Source organism: Aestuariivivens insulae (assembly GCF_022662195.1).
In the GTDB taxonomy this organism is placed as follows: Bacteria; Bacteroidota; Bacteroidia; order Flavobacteriales; family Flavobacteriaceae; genus Aestuariivivens; species Aestuariivivens insulae.
In genome coordinates, this window is sequence record NZ_JAKMCS010000014.1 from 83,870 (window position 1) to 100,751 (window position 16,882).

General features: G+C 37.4%; 12 protein-coding genes and 4 tRNA genes. 2 read left to right on the top strand and 14 right to left on the bottom strand.

The annotated features are described in order from the left end of the window. Positions 1–31 precede the first annotated feature (31 nt). Both MR062_RS14865 and MR062_RS14870 read left to right on the top strand, forming a co-directional pair. Complete coding sequence (locus tag MR062_RS14865; RefSeq protein ID WP_242205678.1) at positions 32–1,621, top strand: peptide chain release factor 3; 1,590 nt, start codon at positions 32–34, stop codon at positions 1,619–1,621. A gap of 119 nt (positions 1,622–1,740) precedes the next feature. Beyond that, positions 1,741–1,977 (top strand): (4Fe-4S)-binding protein, encoded by a 237-nt coding sequence (locus MR062_RS14870; protein WP_242205680.1) that lies wholly within the window; start codon positions 1,741–1,743, stop codon positions 1,975–1,977. A gap of 689 nt (positions 1,978–2,666) precedes the next feature. Here the strand turns inward: MR062_RS14870 and MR062_RS14875 are convergent. The 14 genes from MR062_RS14875 to MR062_RS14940 form a co-directional block, all read right to left on the bottom strand. Further along, the gene (locus MR062_RS14875) at positions 2,667–2,984 is read right to left on the bottom strand and encodes a DUF3467 domain-containing protein (RefSeq protein WP_242205682.1); all 318 of its coding nucleotides are present in this window, start codon (positions 2,982–2,984) and stop codon (positions 2,667–2,669) included. Positions 2,985–3,071: 87 nt separating this feature from the next. Next, complete coding sequence (gene rpoC / locus MR062_RS14880; RefSeq protein WP_242205684.1) at positions 3,072–7,373, bottom strand: DNA-directed RNA polymerase subunit beta'; 4,302 nt, start codon at positions 7,371–7,373, stop codon at positions 3,072–3,074. Between the two features lie 81 nt (positions 7,374–7,454). Further along, positions 7,455–11,267, bottom strand: coding sequence for a DNA-directed RNA polymerase subunit beta (gene rpoB / locus MR062_RS14885; RefSeq protein ID WP_242205702.1), 3,813 nt, complete (start codon positions 11,265–11,267; stop codon positions 7,455–7,457). 193 nt (positions 11,268–11,460) lie between these two features. Next, the gene (gene rplL, locus MR062_RS14890; protein WP_242205686.1) at positions 11,461–11,838 is read right to left on the bottom strand and encodes a 50S ribosomal protein L7/L12; all 378 of its coding nucleotides are present in this window, start codon (positions 11,836–11,838) and stop codon (positions 11,461–11,463) included. A 66-nt stretch (positions 11,839–11,904) separates the two neighbouring features. Next, positions 11,905–12,426 carry a 50S ribosomal protein L10 gene (gene rplJ / locus MR062_RS14895; protein ID WP_242205687.1) on the bottom strand — a complete coding sequence of 174 codons (522 nt, stop codon included), beginning with the start codon at positions 12,424–12,426 and terminating at the stop codon, positions 11,905–11,907. 21 nt (positions 12,427–12,447) lie between these two features. Then, the gene (gene rplA / locus MR062_RS14900) at positions 12,448–13,137 is read right to left on the bottom strand and encodes a 50S ribosomal protein L1 (RefSeq protein ID WP_242205689.1); all 690 of its coding nucleotides are present in this window, start codon (positions 13,135–13,137) and stop codon (positions 12,448–12,450) included. 19 nt (positions 13,138–13,156) lie between these two features. Then, on the bottom strand, positions 13,157–13,594 hold the full coding sequence (gene rplK, locus MR062_RS14905) for a 50S ribosomal protein L11 (protein ID WP_242205691.1): 438 nt from the start codon (positions 13,592–13,594) through the stop codon (positions 13,157–13,159). A 75-nt stretch (positions 13,595–13,669) separates the two neighbouring features. Next, on the bottom strand, positions 13,670–14,224 hold the full coding sequence (nusG, locus tag MR062_RS14910; RefSeq protein WP_242205693.1) for a transcription termination/antitermination protein NusG: 555 nt from the start codon (positions 14,222–14,224) through the stop codon (positions 13,670–13,672). A 16-nt stretch (positions 14,225–14,240) separates the two neighbouring features. After that, on the bottom strand, positions 14,241–14,435 hold the full coding sequence (gene secE / locus MR062_RS14915; RefSeq protein ID WP_242205696.1) for a preprotein translocase subunit SecE: 195 nt from the start codon (positions 14,433–14,435) through the stop codon (positions 14,241–14,243). Between the two features lie 132 nt (positions 14,436–14,567). Then, a tRNA-Trp gene (locus tag MR062_RS14920) sits at positions 14,568–14,640 on the bottom strand. 181 nt (positions 14,641–14,821) lie between these two features. Continuing rightward, entirely contained in the window at positions 14,822–16,009 is a 1,188-nt protein-coding gene (gene tuf, locus MR062_RS14925) for an elongation factor Tu (protein WP_242205698.1), read from the bottom strand. Between the two features lie 65 nt (positions 16,010–16,074). Then, positions 16,075–16,146, bottom strand: a tRNA-Thr gene (locus MR062_RS14930). Between the two features lie 83 nt (positions 16,147–16,229). After that, a tRNA-Gly gene (locus MR062_RS14935) sits at positions 16,230–16,302 on the bottom strand. Positions 16,303–16,491: 189 nt separating this feature from the next. Beyond that, positions 16,492–16,574: transfer RNA gene (locus MR062_RS14940), tRNA-Tyr, on the bottom strand. Positions 16,575–16,882: the final 308 nt, after the last annotated feature.

Here is a 16,882-nt window from a genome sequence, read left to right on the forward strand (position 1 = left end):
GTATCTTTGCAGCCATTATAAAAACAACACCATGAGCTTTTTAAAAGAAATACAACGCCGACGAACCTTTGGTATTATATCGCATCCAGATGCCGGAAAAACTACTTTAACCGAAAAGTTACTGCTTTTTGGTGGAGCCATACAAGAAGCCGGTGCTGTAAAAAGCAATAAAATAAAGAAAGGAGCGACGAGCGATTTTATGGAAATTGAGCGCCAACGTGGTATATCTGTTGCCACTTCGGTTTTGGCTTTTGAATACAATGGCACCAAAATAAATATTTTAGATACTCCTGGTCACAAAGATTTTGCCGAAGACACCTTTAGAACGCTCACCGCTGTAGACAGTGTTATTGTGGTTATTGATGTGGCCAAAGGGGTTGAGGAACAAACCGAAAAATTAGTGGAAGTATGCCGTATGCGTAACATACCCATGATTGTTTTTATAAATAAATTAGACCGGGAAGGTAAGGATGCTTTCGATTTACTGGATGAAGTGGAGCAGAAACTAGGACTAACAGTTTGCCCTCTTAGTTTTCCTATTGGGATGGGCTACGATTTTAAGGGGATTTACAATATTTGGGAAAAGAACGTTAACTTATTTAGTGGCGACAGTAGAAAAAATATTGAAGAGACCGTTGAAATCTCAGATTTACAATCTGAATCATTAGACGGTTTAATAGGAAATACACAAGCAGATGCTCTGCGTGAAAACATAGAACTTGTTGAAGGCATTTATCCCGAATTTGATAAAGAATCCTATTTGAATGGTGACCTACAGCCCGTATTTTTTGGTTCGGCGTTAAATAATTTTGGTGTTCGCGAACTGTTAGATTGCTTTGTTGAAATAGCTCCAAAACCAAGAGCTAAGCATAGTGAAGAACGCTTGGTTAAACCAGATGAAAATAAATTTAGTGGTTTTGTTTTTAAGATTCATGCCAATATGGATCCAAACCATAGGGACCGTTTGGCCTTTATAAAAATTGTTTCAGGGACGTTTGAACGTAACAAACCCTATTTGCACGTTAGGAATAATAAAAAAATGAAGTTCTCCAGCCCTAATGCCTTTTTTGCGGAAAAAAAGGAGATAGTAGATGTCTCATACCCTGGTGATATTGTAGGTTTACACGATACAGGTAACTTTAAAATTGGGGACACTCTTACTGAAGGGGAAACCATAAACTATAAAGGAATTCCTAGTTTTTCTCCAGAACATTTTAGATACATTAACAATGCCGATCCTTTAAAATCAAAACAACTATTTAAAGGTATTGACCAATTAATGGACGAAGGTGTAGCACAGTTATTCACCTTAGAATTGAACGGCAGAAAAGTAATTGGTACTGTTGGTGCCTTGCAATATGAAGTGATTCAATACAGATTGGAACACGAATATGGAGCCAAGTGTACCTATGAAAACCTAAACGTACATAAAGCCTGCTGGGTAGATGCCGAAGATGACAAAAATGATGAATACAAAGAATTTGTTAGGGTAAAACAACGTTACCTGGCCAAAGACAAACACGGACAATTAGTCTTTTTGGCAGATTCCCCATTTTCGCTACAAATGACACAACAAAAATACCCTAGCATTACATTCCATTTTACATCGGAGTTTAATTAAACATGGCATGCTATTTATCTATTAATCGTATTTTTTAAGCTTTTAACCCATTTTTTTAACCCTCATATGATCTATTGTATAACTTTAATAGAGCATCATAACCCCAAAATGATCTAGCGATGGAAGTAAATGACAGAGAATTTAGTAACAAAGAGATAACTGTAACCTACGACCCATGTATTTGTACACTTTCTGGAAAATGTGCAAAAGAACTTTCAGATGTTTTTAGCAACTCTGTTATTCCATGGGTTAATTTAGATGGTGTTGAAACCGAAAAAGTAATACAGCAAATTAAAAAATGTCCATCTGGGGCCTTACAGTATTACCTTAAAAAAGAACAAAAGCAAGCAGTTTAAATTCGATAATAAGTGTTGATTAAAAAATCCTCTGAAGAATAAATATCTTCAAAGGATTTTTTTATGTTACGCTTGCCCTATAGGGCCAAAGTTTAAAGGAATAGGAGGTTGCTCTTTGAAACAATTTCGAGCAACCAGCTCAAGCAATAGTTTAAATTTTTGGCTTTCTTACTAGGCTTGCCCAGTTGGCCCAAAGTTTAATGGAATAGGAGGCTGCTCTTCGAAACACATTTCGAACAACCAGCTCAAGCAATAGTTTAAATTTTTGGCTTTCTTACTAGGCTTGCCCAGTTGGCCCAAAGTTTAATGGAATAGGAGGTTGCTCTTCAAAACACATTTCGAGCAACCATAATTTTAAACTTTACGACAAACGTTAAGCTTGACCTATTGGTCCAAAGTTTAAAGGAATAGGAGGTTGCTCTTTGAAACAATTTCGAGCAAACAGTTCAAGCAATAGCTTAAATTTTAAGCTTTCTTACTATGCTTGCCCAGTTGGTCCAAAATTCAACGGTATAGGAGGTTGCTCTTTGAAACAATTTCGAGCAACCAGTTCAAGAAATAGCTTAAATTTTAAGCTTTCTTACTATGCTTGCCCAGTTGGTCCAAAGTTTAAAGGAATGGGTGGTTGCTCTTCGAAACACATTTCGAACAACCAGCTCAAGCAATAGTTTAAATTTTTGGCTTTCTTACTAGGCTTGCCCAGTTGGCCCAAAGTTTAATGGAATAGGAGGTTGCTCGTAATCTTTAATTTCACCATGGGCATTTTCAAACCGTGCAACATTATCCCCTAATGCTTTTAGCAATCGCTTAGCATGTTGCGGCGTTAATATAATTCTTGATTTGACTTTATTTTTGGGAACACCAGGCATAATATTTACAAAATCAACCACAAACTCGGATACCGAATGGTTTATTATTGCAAGGTTGGAATAAGTTCCTTCTGCAACTTTTTCATCAAGTTCTATATTGATTTGCCCTTGCTTTTTGTTATCGTTTTCGTTTGACATAGCTGTATATTTAAAATATAAAAGCCTTCAAGTAGAACTACATGAAGGCTTTTGTTTTATAGATTCCTGCCTTCGCAGGAATGACAATTAATTATAATTTAATTCTTGCTTAACCTGCATCATTTCTTCGAACTCTTCTTTAGAGCCTACAATAATGTTTGAATAGCTTCGCATACCTGTACCTGCTGGAATTCTATGTCCAACAATTACATTTTCCTTCAATCCTTCTAAAGTATCAACTTTACCTGCAACAGCAGCTTCGTTAAGTACTTTTGTTGTTTCCTGGAACGATGCCGCAGAAATGAACGATTTGGTTTGAAGCGATGCTCTGGTTATTCCTTGCAATATTGGTGTTGCTGTAGCTGGTTGTGCATCCCTAGCCTCAGCAAGTTGCTTGTCTTCACGACGTAGTAAAGAGTTCTCGTCTCTTAACTGACGTGGTGAAACAATCTGACCTGCTTTAAGGTTTACAGAGTCTCCAGCGTTTTCAACAACCTTCATTCCAAAGATATCATCATTCTCCTTAATGAAATCTGATTTGTGTACTAATTGATCCTCTAAGAATAACGTATCTCCAGAATCAATAATTTGTACTTTACGCATCATTTGTCTAACAACAACCTCAAAGTGCTTGTCGTTGATCTTCACCCCTTGTAATCGGTATACTTCCTGTACTTCGTTAACCAAATACTGTTGTACCGCAGAAGGGCCTTTAATGTTTAAGATATCGTTTGGTGTAACCGATCCATCAGATAAAGGCATACCTGCTTTTACATAATCGTTTTCCTGAACCAGAATTTGATTAGATAACTTCACAAGGTATTTCTTAACCTCACCTAATTTAGATTCTACTATAATTTCTCGGTTACCACGTTTAATCTTACCAAAAGAAACCACACCATCAATCTCACTAACAACGGCCGGGTTTGAAGGGTTACGTGCTTCGAACAACTCGGTTACACGTGGTAAACCACCTGTAATATCCCCTGCTTTAGCCGACTTACGAGGTATTTTAACCAATACCTTACCTACGTTAATCTTCTCGCCATCATCAATCATTAAGTGGGCACCTACAGGTAAGTTATAGGAACGAATCACCTCGCCTTTACCATCTTCAATATGAAGTGTTGGAATTAATTTCTTGTTTCTGGATTCTGAAATTACTTTTTCCTGGAAACCGGTTTGTTCATCGATTTCAACTTGATAAGTAACACCTTGTTCGATGTTTTCATACTTCACCTTACCGGCGAATTCTGAAATAATCACACCGTTATATGGATCCCAAGTACAAACCACATCGCCTTTCTTAAGTTCATCTTCATTATTTATGTATAATGTTGAACCATAAGGAATATTATTGGTACTTAAAGTAATACCTGTTTTCTTATCAGTCAATTTAATTTCAGAAGTACGTGAAATAACGATATCTATATCATTTCCTTCAGCATCCTTACCTTTAACCGTTTTAAGATCTTCAATTTCTGCAATACCATCAAACTTAACAGCCAATTTATTCTCTTCTGAAATGTTACCTGCAATACCACCTACGTGGAATGTACGAAGTGTTAGCTGTGTACCTGGCTCTCCAATAGACTGAGCTGCAACAACACCTACCGCTTCACCACGTTGTACCATCTTACCTGTTGCAAGGTTACGACCGTAACACTTAGCACAGATACCTTGTAAAGCCTCACAAGTTAATGCAGAACGTACTTCTACAGATTCAACTGGAGATGCTCCAATGGCTTTAGCTATTTCGTCTTCAATTAACTGACCAGCAGATACTAACAACTCGTCTGTTAATGGATTATATACATCGTTTAAAGATACACGACCTACTATTCTTTCTTCTAAAGTCTCAACAACTTCATCGTTTTTCTTTAATGGCTCAACTTCAACACCTCTTAACGTTCCACAATCTTCAGAATTAATGATAACGTCTTGAGAAACATCCACCAAACGACGTGTTAAGTAACCTGCATCGGCAGTTTTAAGTGCCGTATCCGCAAGTCCTTTACGTGCACCGTGCGTCGAGATAAAGTATTCTAAAATTGAAAGTCCTTCCTTAAAGTTAGAAAGAATCGGGTTTTCAATGATCTCTCCACCACCAGCATTCGATTTTTTAGGTTTCGCCATCAATCCACGCATCCCTGTAAGCTGACGAATCTGTTCTTTAGATCCACGAGCCCCAGAATCAAGCATCATAAACACCGAGTTAAACCCTTGTTGGTCTTCGCGAATACGCTTCATAGACAACTCGGTCAATTCAGCATTCGTAGAAGTCCAAATATCAATAACCTGGTTATAACGTTCGTTGTTGGTTATCAATCCCATGTTATAATTCGCCATGATACCATCTACCTGTTGGTTGGCACTAGATATCATATTTTGCTTTTCTGGTGGAATGATAATATCTCCTAAACTGAATGACAGACCGCCTTTAAATGCAAACTGGAATCCTAAAGTTCTAATCGCATCCAAGAACTCTGCAGTTTCTGGAACCGAAGTTACCTTAAGAATATCTCCAATAATATCTCTTAACGATTTTTTAGTCAATACCTGATTGATGTAACCTGCAGCCTGAGGCACGTGTTGGTTAAACAACACACGACCAACAGTGGTTTCAATAATCATTGGCTCTAATTTACCGTCTTGGTTAATATCCAATGTTCTTACCTTAATACCTGCATTTAAGTCTACTTTCTTCTCATTGAAAGCTATTTCCACTTCCTCTGGAGAATAGAATGTTAACCCTTCTCCCTTAATTGTGGTTTCAGGTGTAGACTTTCGTTCTTTGGTCATATAGTAAAGTCCAAGAACCATATCCTGTGAAGGTACAGTAACTGGCGAACCATTTGCCGGGTTAAGGATATTATGAGATGCCAACATTAATAACTGGCACTCTAATATAGCCTCTGGCCCTAACGGTAAGTGAACCGCCATCTGGTCCCCATCGAAATCCGCATTAAACGCCGTACATACTAATGGGTGTAATTGAATAGCCTTCCCTTCTATTAATTTAGGTTGGAACGCTTGAATACCCAAACGGTGTAATGTAGGAGCACGGTTTAATAATACTGGATGGCCTTTAAGCACATTTTCCAGGATATCCCAAACCACGGGCTCTCTTTTATCTATAATTTTCTTAGCAGATTTTACAGTTTTTACAATACCACGCTCTATTAATTTTCTAATAACGAAAGGCTTGTAAAGCTCTGCTGCCATATTTTTTGGCAATCCGCATTCGTATAATTTTAATTCTGGACCTACAACAATTACCGAACGTGCTGAATAATCGACACGCTTACCTAAAAGGTTTTGACGGAAACGTCCTTGTTTACCTTTAAGTGAATCGGATAATGATTTTAACGGTCTGTTTGAATCGGTTTTAACCGCTGAAGATTTACGGGTGTTATCGAATAAAGAATCTACAGATTCCTGTAGCATACGCTTTTCGTTACGTAAAATCACCTCTGGTGCTTTAATTTCAACCAATCGCTTCAAACGGTTATTACGTATAATTACCCTTCTATATAAATCGTTCAAATCTGAAGTTGCAAAACGACCACCATCTAATGGTACTAACGGACGTAATTCTGGTGGAATAACTGGAATAACCTTCATAATCATCCATTCTGGACGGTTCTCACGGTTATTGTTAGACTCACGTAAGGCTTCAACAACTTGTAAACGCTTTAAAGCTTCTGTTTTACGTTGCTTAGACGTTTCGGTATTAGCTTTATGACGTAATTCGTATGATAACGATTCTAAATCGATTCTACCTAATAACTCGATCAAACATTCTGCTCCCATTTTAGCCAGGAACTTGTTTGGATCTGTATCTTCTAAATATTGGTTGTCCTGAGGTAGGGACTCAAGAATATTTAAGTATTCCTCTTCGGTTAAGAAGTCCATTTTTTGTAATGGCTCTCCCTCTTCATTCTTGGCTATACCAGGTTGAATAACTACGTAACGTTCGTAGTAAATAATCATATCTAATTTCTTAGATGGTAAACCTAATAAGTAACCTATTTTGTTTGGTAAAGAACGGAAATACCAAATGTGGGCTACAGGAACCACTAAGTTAATATGACCAACACGGTCACGACGTACTTTCTTTTCGGTAACTTCTACCCCACAACGGTCACAAACAATACCTTTATAGCGAATACGCTTATATTTACCACAGGCACATTCGTAATCCTTTACAGGACCAAAAATACGCTCACAGAACAAACCATCTCGTTCTGGCTTGTGCGTACGGTAATTGATAGTTTCTGGTTTTAAAACTTCGCCATTAGATTCTGCTAAAATAGACTCTGGTGAAGCTAAACCAATTGAGATTTTGTTAAACCTCTTTACTGCGTTCTTATCTTGTTTTCTTGCCATTTTCTTAAGTTTTCAGCCTCAGTCTCAGCATTCAGTATATAGCATTAATTGCCAACTGGATACTGCGACTGCTAACTATTTTTACTCCTCTAATCTGATATCTAAGCCTAGACCTTTCAATTCGTGCATCAATACGTTGAAAGATTCAGGTAGTCCTGGATCTGGCATTGGTTCTCCTTTAACAATACTTTCGTATGTTTTGGCCCTTCCAATCACGTCATCTGATTTTACAGTTAAAATCTCACGTAACGTACTTGAAGCACCATAAGCCTCAAGTGCCCAAACTTCCATCTCACCAAAACGCTGACCACCAAATTGTGCTTTACCACCAAGAGGTTGCTGTGTAATTAATGAGTAAGGTCCTATAGAACGTGCGTGCATTTTATCGTCTACCATGTGTCCTAACTTCAACATATAGATAACACCAACGGTTGCTGCTTGATCGAAACGCTCACCTGTACCACCGTCATACAAATGTGTATGACCGTAACGTGGTATACCTGCTTCATCGGTCAACTCGTTAATTTGGTCTATGGTAGCACCGTCAAAAATAGGTGTAGCAAACTTGCGTCCTAATTTTTGTCCAGCCCATCCAAGAACCGTTTCATAAATCTGACCAATGTTCATACGCGATGGTACCCCAAGTGGGTTAAGAACAATATCTACAGGCGTTCCATCTTCTAGGAAAGGCATATCTTCTTGACGAACGATACGCGCCACAATACCTTTGTTACCGTGACGACCTGCCATTTTATCACCTACTTTTAGCTTACGTTTCTTAGCAATGTAAACTTTAGCTAGCTTAATAATTCCTGCTGGTAATTCATCTCCAACAGAAATGGTAAACTTCTCACGGCGTAATGCACCTTGTAAGTCGTTTTCCTTTATCTTATAGTTATGGAGTAAATCGGCTACTAATTGGTTTGTATGCTCATCTGTTGTCCATTTACCAGACACTAAATGCGCATAATCATCAACAGCATTTAACATTTTAAGTGTAAACTTCTTACCTTTTGGCAATACTTCTTCACCTAAATCGTTATAAACACCTTGAGCCGTTTTACCGTTTACAATAGCAAAAAGTTTATCGATTAAAACATTCTTTAAATCATCAAACTTAGCATCGTAAATACCTTCTAATTGTAAAATATCATCTTTGTCTTGAGCACGTTTTCTCTTATCCTTTACGGCTCTTGCAAACAACTTCTTATCGATAACCACACCATTTAATGATGGCGAGGCTTTTAAAGAGGCGTCTTTTACATCTCCTGCTTTATCACCAAAAATGGCGCGCAATAATTTTTCTTCCGGTGTAGGATCGCTTTCTCCTTTTGGTGTAATTTTACCAATAAGAATGTCGCCAGGTTTTACTTCGGCGCCAACGCGAATCATTCCGTTTTCATCCAAGTCTTTAGTGGCTTCCTCAGAAACGTTAGGGATATCGTTGGTCAACTCTTCGTTACCCAACTTAGTATCTCTTACTTCTAAAGAATACTCATCGATATGAATGGATGTAAAGATATCTTCACGAACTACTTTTTCAGAAATAACAATCGCATCCTCGAAGTTATACCCTTTCCAAGGCATAAAGGCCACTTTCATATTTCTACCAAGTGCCAATTCGCCTTTTTGTGTTGCATAACCTTCACACAACACTTGCCCCTTGGCTACTTTATCTCCTTTAACCACAATTGGTTTTAGGTTAATTGAAGTTCCTTGGTTTGTTTTTCTGAATTTCACTAACTCATAAGTTTTAATATCACTATCAAAGCTTACTTTAGACTCATCTTCAGTACGTTCGTATTTAATTTTAATTTCGTTAGCATCAACATAAAGCACTTCTCCATCGCCTTCTGCATTTACCAATACACGAGAATCTGATGCTACTTGACGCTCTAAACCTGTACCTACAATTGGTGATTGTGGCAATAATAATGGTACGGCTTGACGCATCATGTTAGATCCCATTAACGCACGGTTCGCATCATCATGCTCCAAGAATGGAATTAAAGAAGCCGAAATAGACGAAATTTGGTTAGGTGCCACATCTGTATAGTGAACACTTGTTGGTTCTACTACTGGGAAGTCACCTTCCATTCTAGAAATTACCTTATCGTGTAAAATCTTACCTTCTCCATCAACTTCAACCGTTGCTTGTGCAATTAACTTTTCTTCTTCTTCCTCTGCACTTAAATAAACCGGCGTTCCTTTAATATCTACCACTCCATTTTCAACAGGACGGTAAGGGGTTTCAATGAATCCCATAGAATTCACTTTAGCATATACCGAAAGTGATGAAATCAAACCAATGTTTGGTCCTTCAGGTGTTTCAATAGGACATAAACGGCCGTAGTGCGTATAGTGTACGTCACGTACCTCAAAACCTGCTCTTTCACGGGAAAGACCTCCAGGTCCTAAAGCCGATAAACGACGCTTATGCGTAATCTCTGCTAATGGATTTGTTTGATCCATGAACTGAGATAACTGGTTTGTACCAAAGAAAGAATTGATTACAGACGACAAAGTCTTCGCATTTATCAAATCAATAGGCGTAAACACCTCGTTGTCGCGAACGTTCATACGCTCACGAATGGTACGTGCCATACGTGCTAAACCAACACCAAATTGTTGTGATAATTGCTCACCAACGGTACGTACACGACGGTTTGATAAGTGATCAATATCATCAATCTCTGCTTTGGAATTGATAAGCTCAATTAAATATTTTATAATGGTAATGATATCTTCCTTGGTAAGTACCTGCTTATCCATTCCAATATCAAGACCTAATTTTTTGTTCATTCTATAACGTCCAACTTCACCTAAAGAATAACGTTGGTCACTAAAGAATAATTTATCTATAATGCCACGAGCAGTTTCTTCATCTGGCGGCTCGGCATTACGCAATTGACGGTAAATATGCTCAACAGCTTCTTTTTCGGAGTTTGTTGGATCCTTTTGAAGCGTGTTATGGATAATTGCATAATCTCCCTGCTCTGAAGTTTCTTTATGTAAAAGGATTGTTTTTACTTCTGCATCAAGAATTTCTTCAATGTTTTCTTTATCTAAAACCGTATCACGATCTAATACAATCTCGTTACGTTCTATAGATACTACTTCTCCTGTATCTTCATCAACAAAATCTTCGTGCCATGTGTTCAATACACGCGCTGCAAGTTTTCGTCCTAAATATTTCTTCAATCCAGTTTTTGATACCTTAACTTCTTCAGCTAAGTCAAAAATCTCTAAGATATCTTTATCGCGCTCAAATCCAATAGCACGAAATAGGGTTGTTACAGGTAATTTTTTCTTTCTGTCGATGTAAGCATACATCACCTGATTGATATCTGTAGCAAACTCTATCCAAGACCCTTTAAATGGAATAACCCTTGCCGAGTATAATTTAGTTCCATTAGCATGGAATGATTGGCCAAAGAATACTCCTGGCGAACGGTGTAATTGGGAAACAACCACACGTTCTGCGCCGTTAATAACAAATGTACCACTTGGTGTCATGTAAGGTATAGTCCCTAAGTACACATCTTGAACAATGGTCTCGAAATCCTCATGTTCAGGGTCTGTACAGTATAACTTTAACCTTGCCTTAAGCGGAACGCTGTAAGTTAATCCTCTTTCAATACACTCTTCAATGGCATATCTTGGTGGATCTACAAAATAATCTAAAAATTCTAATACGAATTGATTACGTGAATCTGTAATTGGAAAGTTTTCCATGAAGGTATTATACAACCCTTCATCACCTCTTTCTTCAGATTTAGTTTCTAATTGGAAAAAATCCTGGAAGGACTTAATCTGAATATCCAAGAAATCTGGATATTCCGTTCTATTTACAATAGAAGAGAAATTTAATCTTTCAGCTTGTGTTGACAACATCAATGGACGAAATTTTGATTAAAAAAATAGTGATAGTGCCTATAAACACTAGTTAAATGGGCCCAATAGCATAATATAAATTGACGTGCTATCCCATATTTTTTGAGTATATTATTATATACGCAAAATGGTTTAGGACTTATCTCGCCTTTGGCGGACAGTCCTAAACCTTTGTATTTTTGGAGTACTAAGCTTACTTAAGCTCAACCTCTGCTCCTGCTTCTTCTAAAGAAGATTTTAAGCCTTCAGCTTCGTCTTTAGAAACACCTTCTTTAATTGCGCTAGGTGCACCATCAACTAATTCTTTAGCTTCTTTTAATCCTAAACCAGTTAATTCCTTAACTAATTTAACAACTGCTAATTTAGATCCTCCTGGAGCTTTTAATATTACGTCAAACTCAGTTTGAGCTTCACCAGCATCGTCTCCACCACCAGCAGGACCAGCAGCAACAGCTACAGCTGCAGCAGCAGGCTCAATACCATACTCATCTTTTAATATAGTAGCTAACTCGTTTACTTCTTTTACTGTTAAGTTAACTAATTGTTCTGCGAAATCTTTTAAATCTGCCATTTTTCTATCGTTTTAATAAATTTTTAATTTTAATATAATTGTAATAAAGTGCGTACTATGTTAATATTATCCTTCTTTTTCAGATAATGTTTTGATAATACCAGCAAGTTTTCCTCCTCCTGATTGAAGTGCAGAAACCACATTCTTGGCTGGAGATTGTAATAGTGTAACAATATCTCCAATCAATTCCTCTCTAGACTTAATGTTTACTAGAGCATCTAATTGATCGTCACCAATGTAAATTGCTTCTTCAATAAAAGCACCTTTTAATAAAGGCTTATCAGACTTTTTTCTGAAGGTTTTAATAACTTTTGCTGGTGCATTACCAGTTTCAGAATACATTACCGAAGTATTACCTTTTAAAACCGTTGGAAGTTCCCCAAACTCTTTATCTGAAGCTTCCATTGCTTTAGCAAGTAATGTGTTCTTAACAACTGCTAGTTTTATGTTTGCTTTAAAACAAGCACGACGTAAATCTGAAGTTACTCCTGCATTTAATCCAGAAATATCTGTTAAATAGATATTTGTATTATCGGCCAATTGTGCAGTTAAGTCTTCAATTACTTGTGATTTTTCTTCTCTTGTCATAATAAAAGTTTTTAACTATAATTAACCAATTTTAGGATCAACAGCAATACTTGGACTCATGGTACTAGACATGAAAATGCTTTTTACATAAGTTCCCTTTGCAGCAGTTGGTTTCAATTTTAATAATGTTTGTATTAATTCGTTAGCATTACCTGCAATCTTATCGGCACTAAAAGATGCTTTACCAATTGCAGCATGTACGATACCGGTTTTATCGACTTTAAAGTCAATTTTACCAGCTTTTACTTCGGTTACAGCTTTAGCAACATCCATAGTAACAGTACCTGTTTTAGGGTTAGGCATTAAACCACGAGGTCCTAATACACGTCCTAAAGGTCCTAGTTTACCCATTACACTTGGCATAGTGATGATTACATCTACATCGGTCCAACCTCCCTTAATTTTATCAAGGTATTCATCTAAACCAACGTAATCTGCACCAGCTTCTTTAGCCTCTGCTTCTTTGTCTGGAGTAACTAATGCTAAAACTTTTATGTCTTTACCAGTCCCATGAGGAAGTGATACAACACCTCTTACCATTTGATTTGCTTTTCTAGGGTCTACTCCTAAACGAACAGCGATATCAACGGATGCGTCAAACTTAGTATTGGTAATATCTTTCACTAAAGCAGATGCTTCATCTAATGAATACAATCTACCTTTTTCTATTTTTGCTAAAGCTTCTTTTTGCTTTTTTGTTAATCTTGCCATTTTTAATGTCTTTAATAGATTAAGAAGGGAATTGCCCTGTTACGGTTATACCCATCGATCTTGCGGTACCAGCAACCATTTTCATAGCAGATTCGATTGTAAATGCATTTAAATCTTGCATCTTGTCTTCTGCTATTGTCTTGATTTGGTCCCACGAAACTTTAGCTACTTTCTTTCGGTTTGGTTCTCCTGAACCCTTCTTTACTTTGGCCGCTTCTAATAATTGTACTGCAGCTGGAGGTGTTTTAATAACAAAGTCGAACGACTTGTCCTTGTAAACAGAGATAACAACAGGTAATACTTTACCTGGTTTATCTTGGGTTCTCGCATTAAATTGCTTACAGAACTCCATGATGTTTACCCCAGCAGCACCTAAAGCGGGTCCAACCGGTGGCGACGGATTCGCAGCACCTCCCCGAACTTGTAACTTAACTACTTTACCTAATTCTTTTGCCATTTTTAATAATTTAAGTTGGTACAATTCTTAATTTTGGAAGCCTAAGATTATACCTTTTATATAGTGTAACAATTATTATACTTTTTCAACTTGCATATAACTAAGTTCCAATGGTGTTTTCCTTCCAAAAATCTTAACCATTACTTCTAGTTTACGCTTTTCTTCGTATATCTTTTCTATGGTACCGTCAAATCCATTAAATGGTCCATCTATTACTTTTACCGTTTCTCCTTTAGTAAACGGAATAGCTACATTAGCAGTTTCTTCTACCGATAATTCATCTACTTTACCTAACATTCTGTTAACCTCAGATTGTCTTAATGGCACAGGATCACCGCCTTTAGTTTCTCCCAAAAAACCAATAACATTAGTTACCGATCTGATGATATGTGGAACCTCACCAGACAAGTTGGCCTGTATCATGATATACCCAGGAAAGAAAACTTTTTCTTTACTAATTTTTTTACCGTTACGGATTTGTATTACTTTTTCGGTAGGAACCAATACTTGATCAACATAATCTTGTAAACCTAACCGAGCAATTTCGTTCTCGATATAGGTCTTGATTTTGTTTTCTTGACCACTTACAGCCCTAACTACATACCATTTTTTCTCACTTACTTCAGACATAATCCCGTTTTAACTGTTAGTTAATCAAATCAAAGTAAAGTGTAATAACTTTGCTAAAAACTGTATCTATACCCCATATTGCTAAAGAAAAAACAATTGAAAAAGCAGCTACAAGAACCGTTAATTTTTGAGCTTCAACCCATGGGGTCCAAGTTACATTGTTCTTTAACTCTTCAAATGATTCCTTAATATAATTTACAATTCCAGCCATTTGTTTAACTTTTTAAACACTATAATTAGTGTAACTTATTGGATGCTTCACACCTCTTATTAACTTGCACACCTCGACTTCGCTCGGTGCAGGCTTGCTGAGAGACTTCTCTTCACACAATCCTTTGCTTCGCACGGGTTGAGAGGCTCGAACTCCCGACACCTGGTTTTGGAGACCAGTGCTCTACCAACTGAGCTAAACCCGTATTAAAATAATAATCCCCAAATGGTTATTATTATTTTTATAAATTCAATTACGCTTACCTATTTTTTTTGCTCAGTTCTGAGCCCTGCCTTCCGGCAGGCAGGTAAACCCGTAATTATAAGTCAAAAGGCATCCGCCTGTAGCGGATACCTTGACTTTATATTTATTAAACTAAATTTGTATTAGTCTAAAATTTCAGTTACCTGACCAGCACCAACTGTTCTACCACCTTCACGGATAGCGAAACGTAAACCTACGTTCATTGCAATTGGTTGGATTAACTCTACGGTAATAGTTAAGTTATCTCCAGGCATTACCATTTCAACACCATCTGGAAGAGAAATGTTTCCAGTTACGTCAGTTGTACGTACGTAGAACTGTGGACGGTAGTTGTTATGGAATGGTGTGTGACGACCACCTTCTTCTTTCTTAAGGATATAAACCTCAGCTTTGAATTTTTGGTGTGGTGTTACAGAACCAGGCTTAGTGATTACCATACCTCTAGAGATTTGAGTTTTCTCAATACCTCTTAATAAGATACCAGCGTTATCTCCTGCTTCTCCTCTGTCTAATATTTGACGGAACATCTCGATACCAGTAATAGTAGAAGTTAACTTCTCTGCACCCATACCAATGATTTCTACAGGGTCTCCAGTGTTAGCTACACCAGTTTCAATTCTACCAGTTGCAACAGTACCACGACCTGTAATAGAAAATACATCTTCGATAGGCATTAAGAAAGGCTTATCCATATCTCTTTCTGGCTCTTCAATCCAAGAATCACAAGCTTCCATTAATTCCATTACAGTATCTACCCACTTTTGCTCACCGTTAAGTGCACCTAAAGCAGAACCAGCAATTACAGGACCGTTATCTCCATCGTACTCATAGAAGTTCAATAAATCTCTCACTTCCATATCTACAAGCTCTAAAAGCTCTTCATCATCCACCATATCAACTTTGTTTAAGAAAACAACGATACGAGGAATACCAACTTGACGACCTAATAAGATGTGCTCACGTGTTTGCGGCATAGGACCATCAGTAGCAGCAACAACTAAGATAGCACCATCCATTTGCGCAGCACCAGTTACCATGTTCTTAACGTAATCGGCGTGACCTGGACAGTCAACGTGTGCATAGTGACGATTTGCAGTTTGGTATTCTACGTGAGATGTATTAATAGTAATACCTCTTTCTTTTTCTTCTGGAGCATTGTCAATTTGATCAAACGACCTTGCTTCTGATAAACCTGCATCTGCCAATACTTTAGTAATAGCAGCTGTTAAAGTTGTTTTACCGTGATCTACGTGTCCAATTGTACCTATATTTAAGTGTGGTTTTGAACGATCAAAAGTTCCTTTTGCCATGTTAAAATAATTTAATCTTAGTTATATAATAATATTAGTGTATTCCTAATGTGTTCTTAAAACAGAGCCAATGACGGGATTTGAACCCGTGACCTCTTCCTTACCAAGGAAACGCTCTACCCCTGAGCTACACCGGCAATTTTAGTTCAATGTTTCAAGTTTCAAGTTTCAAGTTCTTAACAAGCAACTTAGTAACTAAAAAACCCATTAACTCATTTTGAGCGGGAGACCGGGTTCGAACCGGCGACATTCAGCTTGGAAGGCTGACGCTCTACCAACTGAGCTACTCCCGCAATTAATTTAAAGCTCAATATTCAAAACACCTTAACCTTTGGTTTTCAAATTTCAAGCATTAAACTTTACTTTTTCCAGGATTACCTCACTATGTTCGGTGATCCTATTCGGGCAACCCCGAACATTAATTTAAAATACGAAACCTTACAAAAGCTAGCTTTTAAAGCTTTCTTATTTTAAAAATTATGTGGGGAGAGCAGGATTCGAACCTGCGAAGGTAAAAACCAACAGATTTACAGTCTGTCCTCGTTGGCCGCTTGAGTATCTCCCCAATAACTTATTTCATTTTTTTTAAAGAACTTAAACTATTATAATTTTCAACAATAAACCATAATAATTTTCAAAATTTCAAGAGCCTCCAGAGGGACTCCCTTCGACTACGCTCAGGATAAACTTCTCGTCCTAGTTACTTTAATTTCTATATTTAACTAAGCCATCCTTCCAACTCTATCTTCAAAATTTCAAGAGCCTCCAGAGGGACTCCCTTCGACTACGCTCAGGATAAACTTCTCGTCCTAGTTACTTTAATTTCTATATTTAACTAAGCCATCCTTCCAACTCTATCTTCAAAATTTCAAG

Excerpts from the sequence above, each read along its gene's own strand:
- nusG (WP_242205693.1), bottom strand. The coding sequence starts at position 14,224 with ATGTCTGAAGTAAGTGAGAAAAAATGGTATGTAGTTAGGGCTGTAAGT.
- rplK (WP_242205691.1), bottom strand. The coding sequence starts at position 13,594 with ATGGCAAAAGAATTAGGTAAAGTAGTTAAGTTACAAGTTCGGGGAGGT.
- rpoB (WP_242205702.1), bottom strand. The coding sequence starts at position 11,267 with ATGTTGTCAACACAAGCTGAAAGATTAAATTTCTCTTCTATTGTAAAT.
- rplA (WP_242205689.1), bottom strand. The coding sequence starts at position 13,137 with ATGGCAAGATTAACAAAAAAGCAAAAAGAAGCTTTAGCAAAAATAGAA.
- tuf (WP_242205698.1), bottom strand. The coding sequence starts at position 16,009 with ATGGCAAAAGGAACTTTTGATCGTTCAAAACCACACTTAAATATAGGT.
- MR062_RS14865 (WP_242205678.1), top strand. The coding sequence starts at position 32 with ATGAGCTTTTTAAAAGAAATACAACGCCGACGAACCTTTGGTATTATA.
- MR062_RS14870 (WP_242205680.1), top strand. The coding sequence starts at position 1,741 with ATGGAAGTAAATGACAGAGAATTTAGTAACAAAGAGATAACTGTAACC.
- rpoC (WP_242205684.1), bottom strand. The coding sequence starts at position 7,373 with ATGGCAAGAAAACAAGATAAGAACGCAGTAAAGAGGTTTAACAAAATC.
- rplL (WP_242205686.1), bottom strand. The coding sequence starts at position 11,838 with ATGGCAGATTTAAAAGATTTCGCAGAACAATTAGTTAACTTAACAGTA.
- MR062_RS14875 (WP_242205682.1), bottom strand. The coding sequence starts at position 2,984 with ATGTCAAACGAAAACGATAACAAAAAGCAAGGGCAAATCAATATAGAA.
- rplJ (WP_242205687.1), bottom strand. The coding sequence starts at position 12,426 with ATGACAAGAGAAGAAAAATCACAAGTAATTGAAGACTTAACTGCACAA.
- secE (WP_242205696.1), bottom strand. The coding sequence starts at position 14,435 with ATGGCTGGAATTGTAAATTATATTAAGGAATCATTTGAAGAGTTAAAG.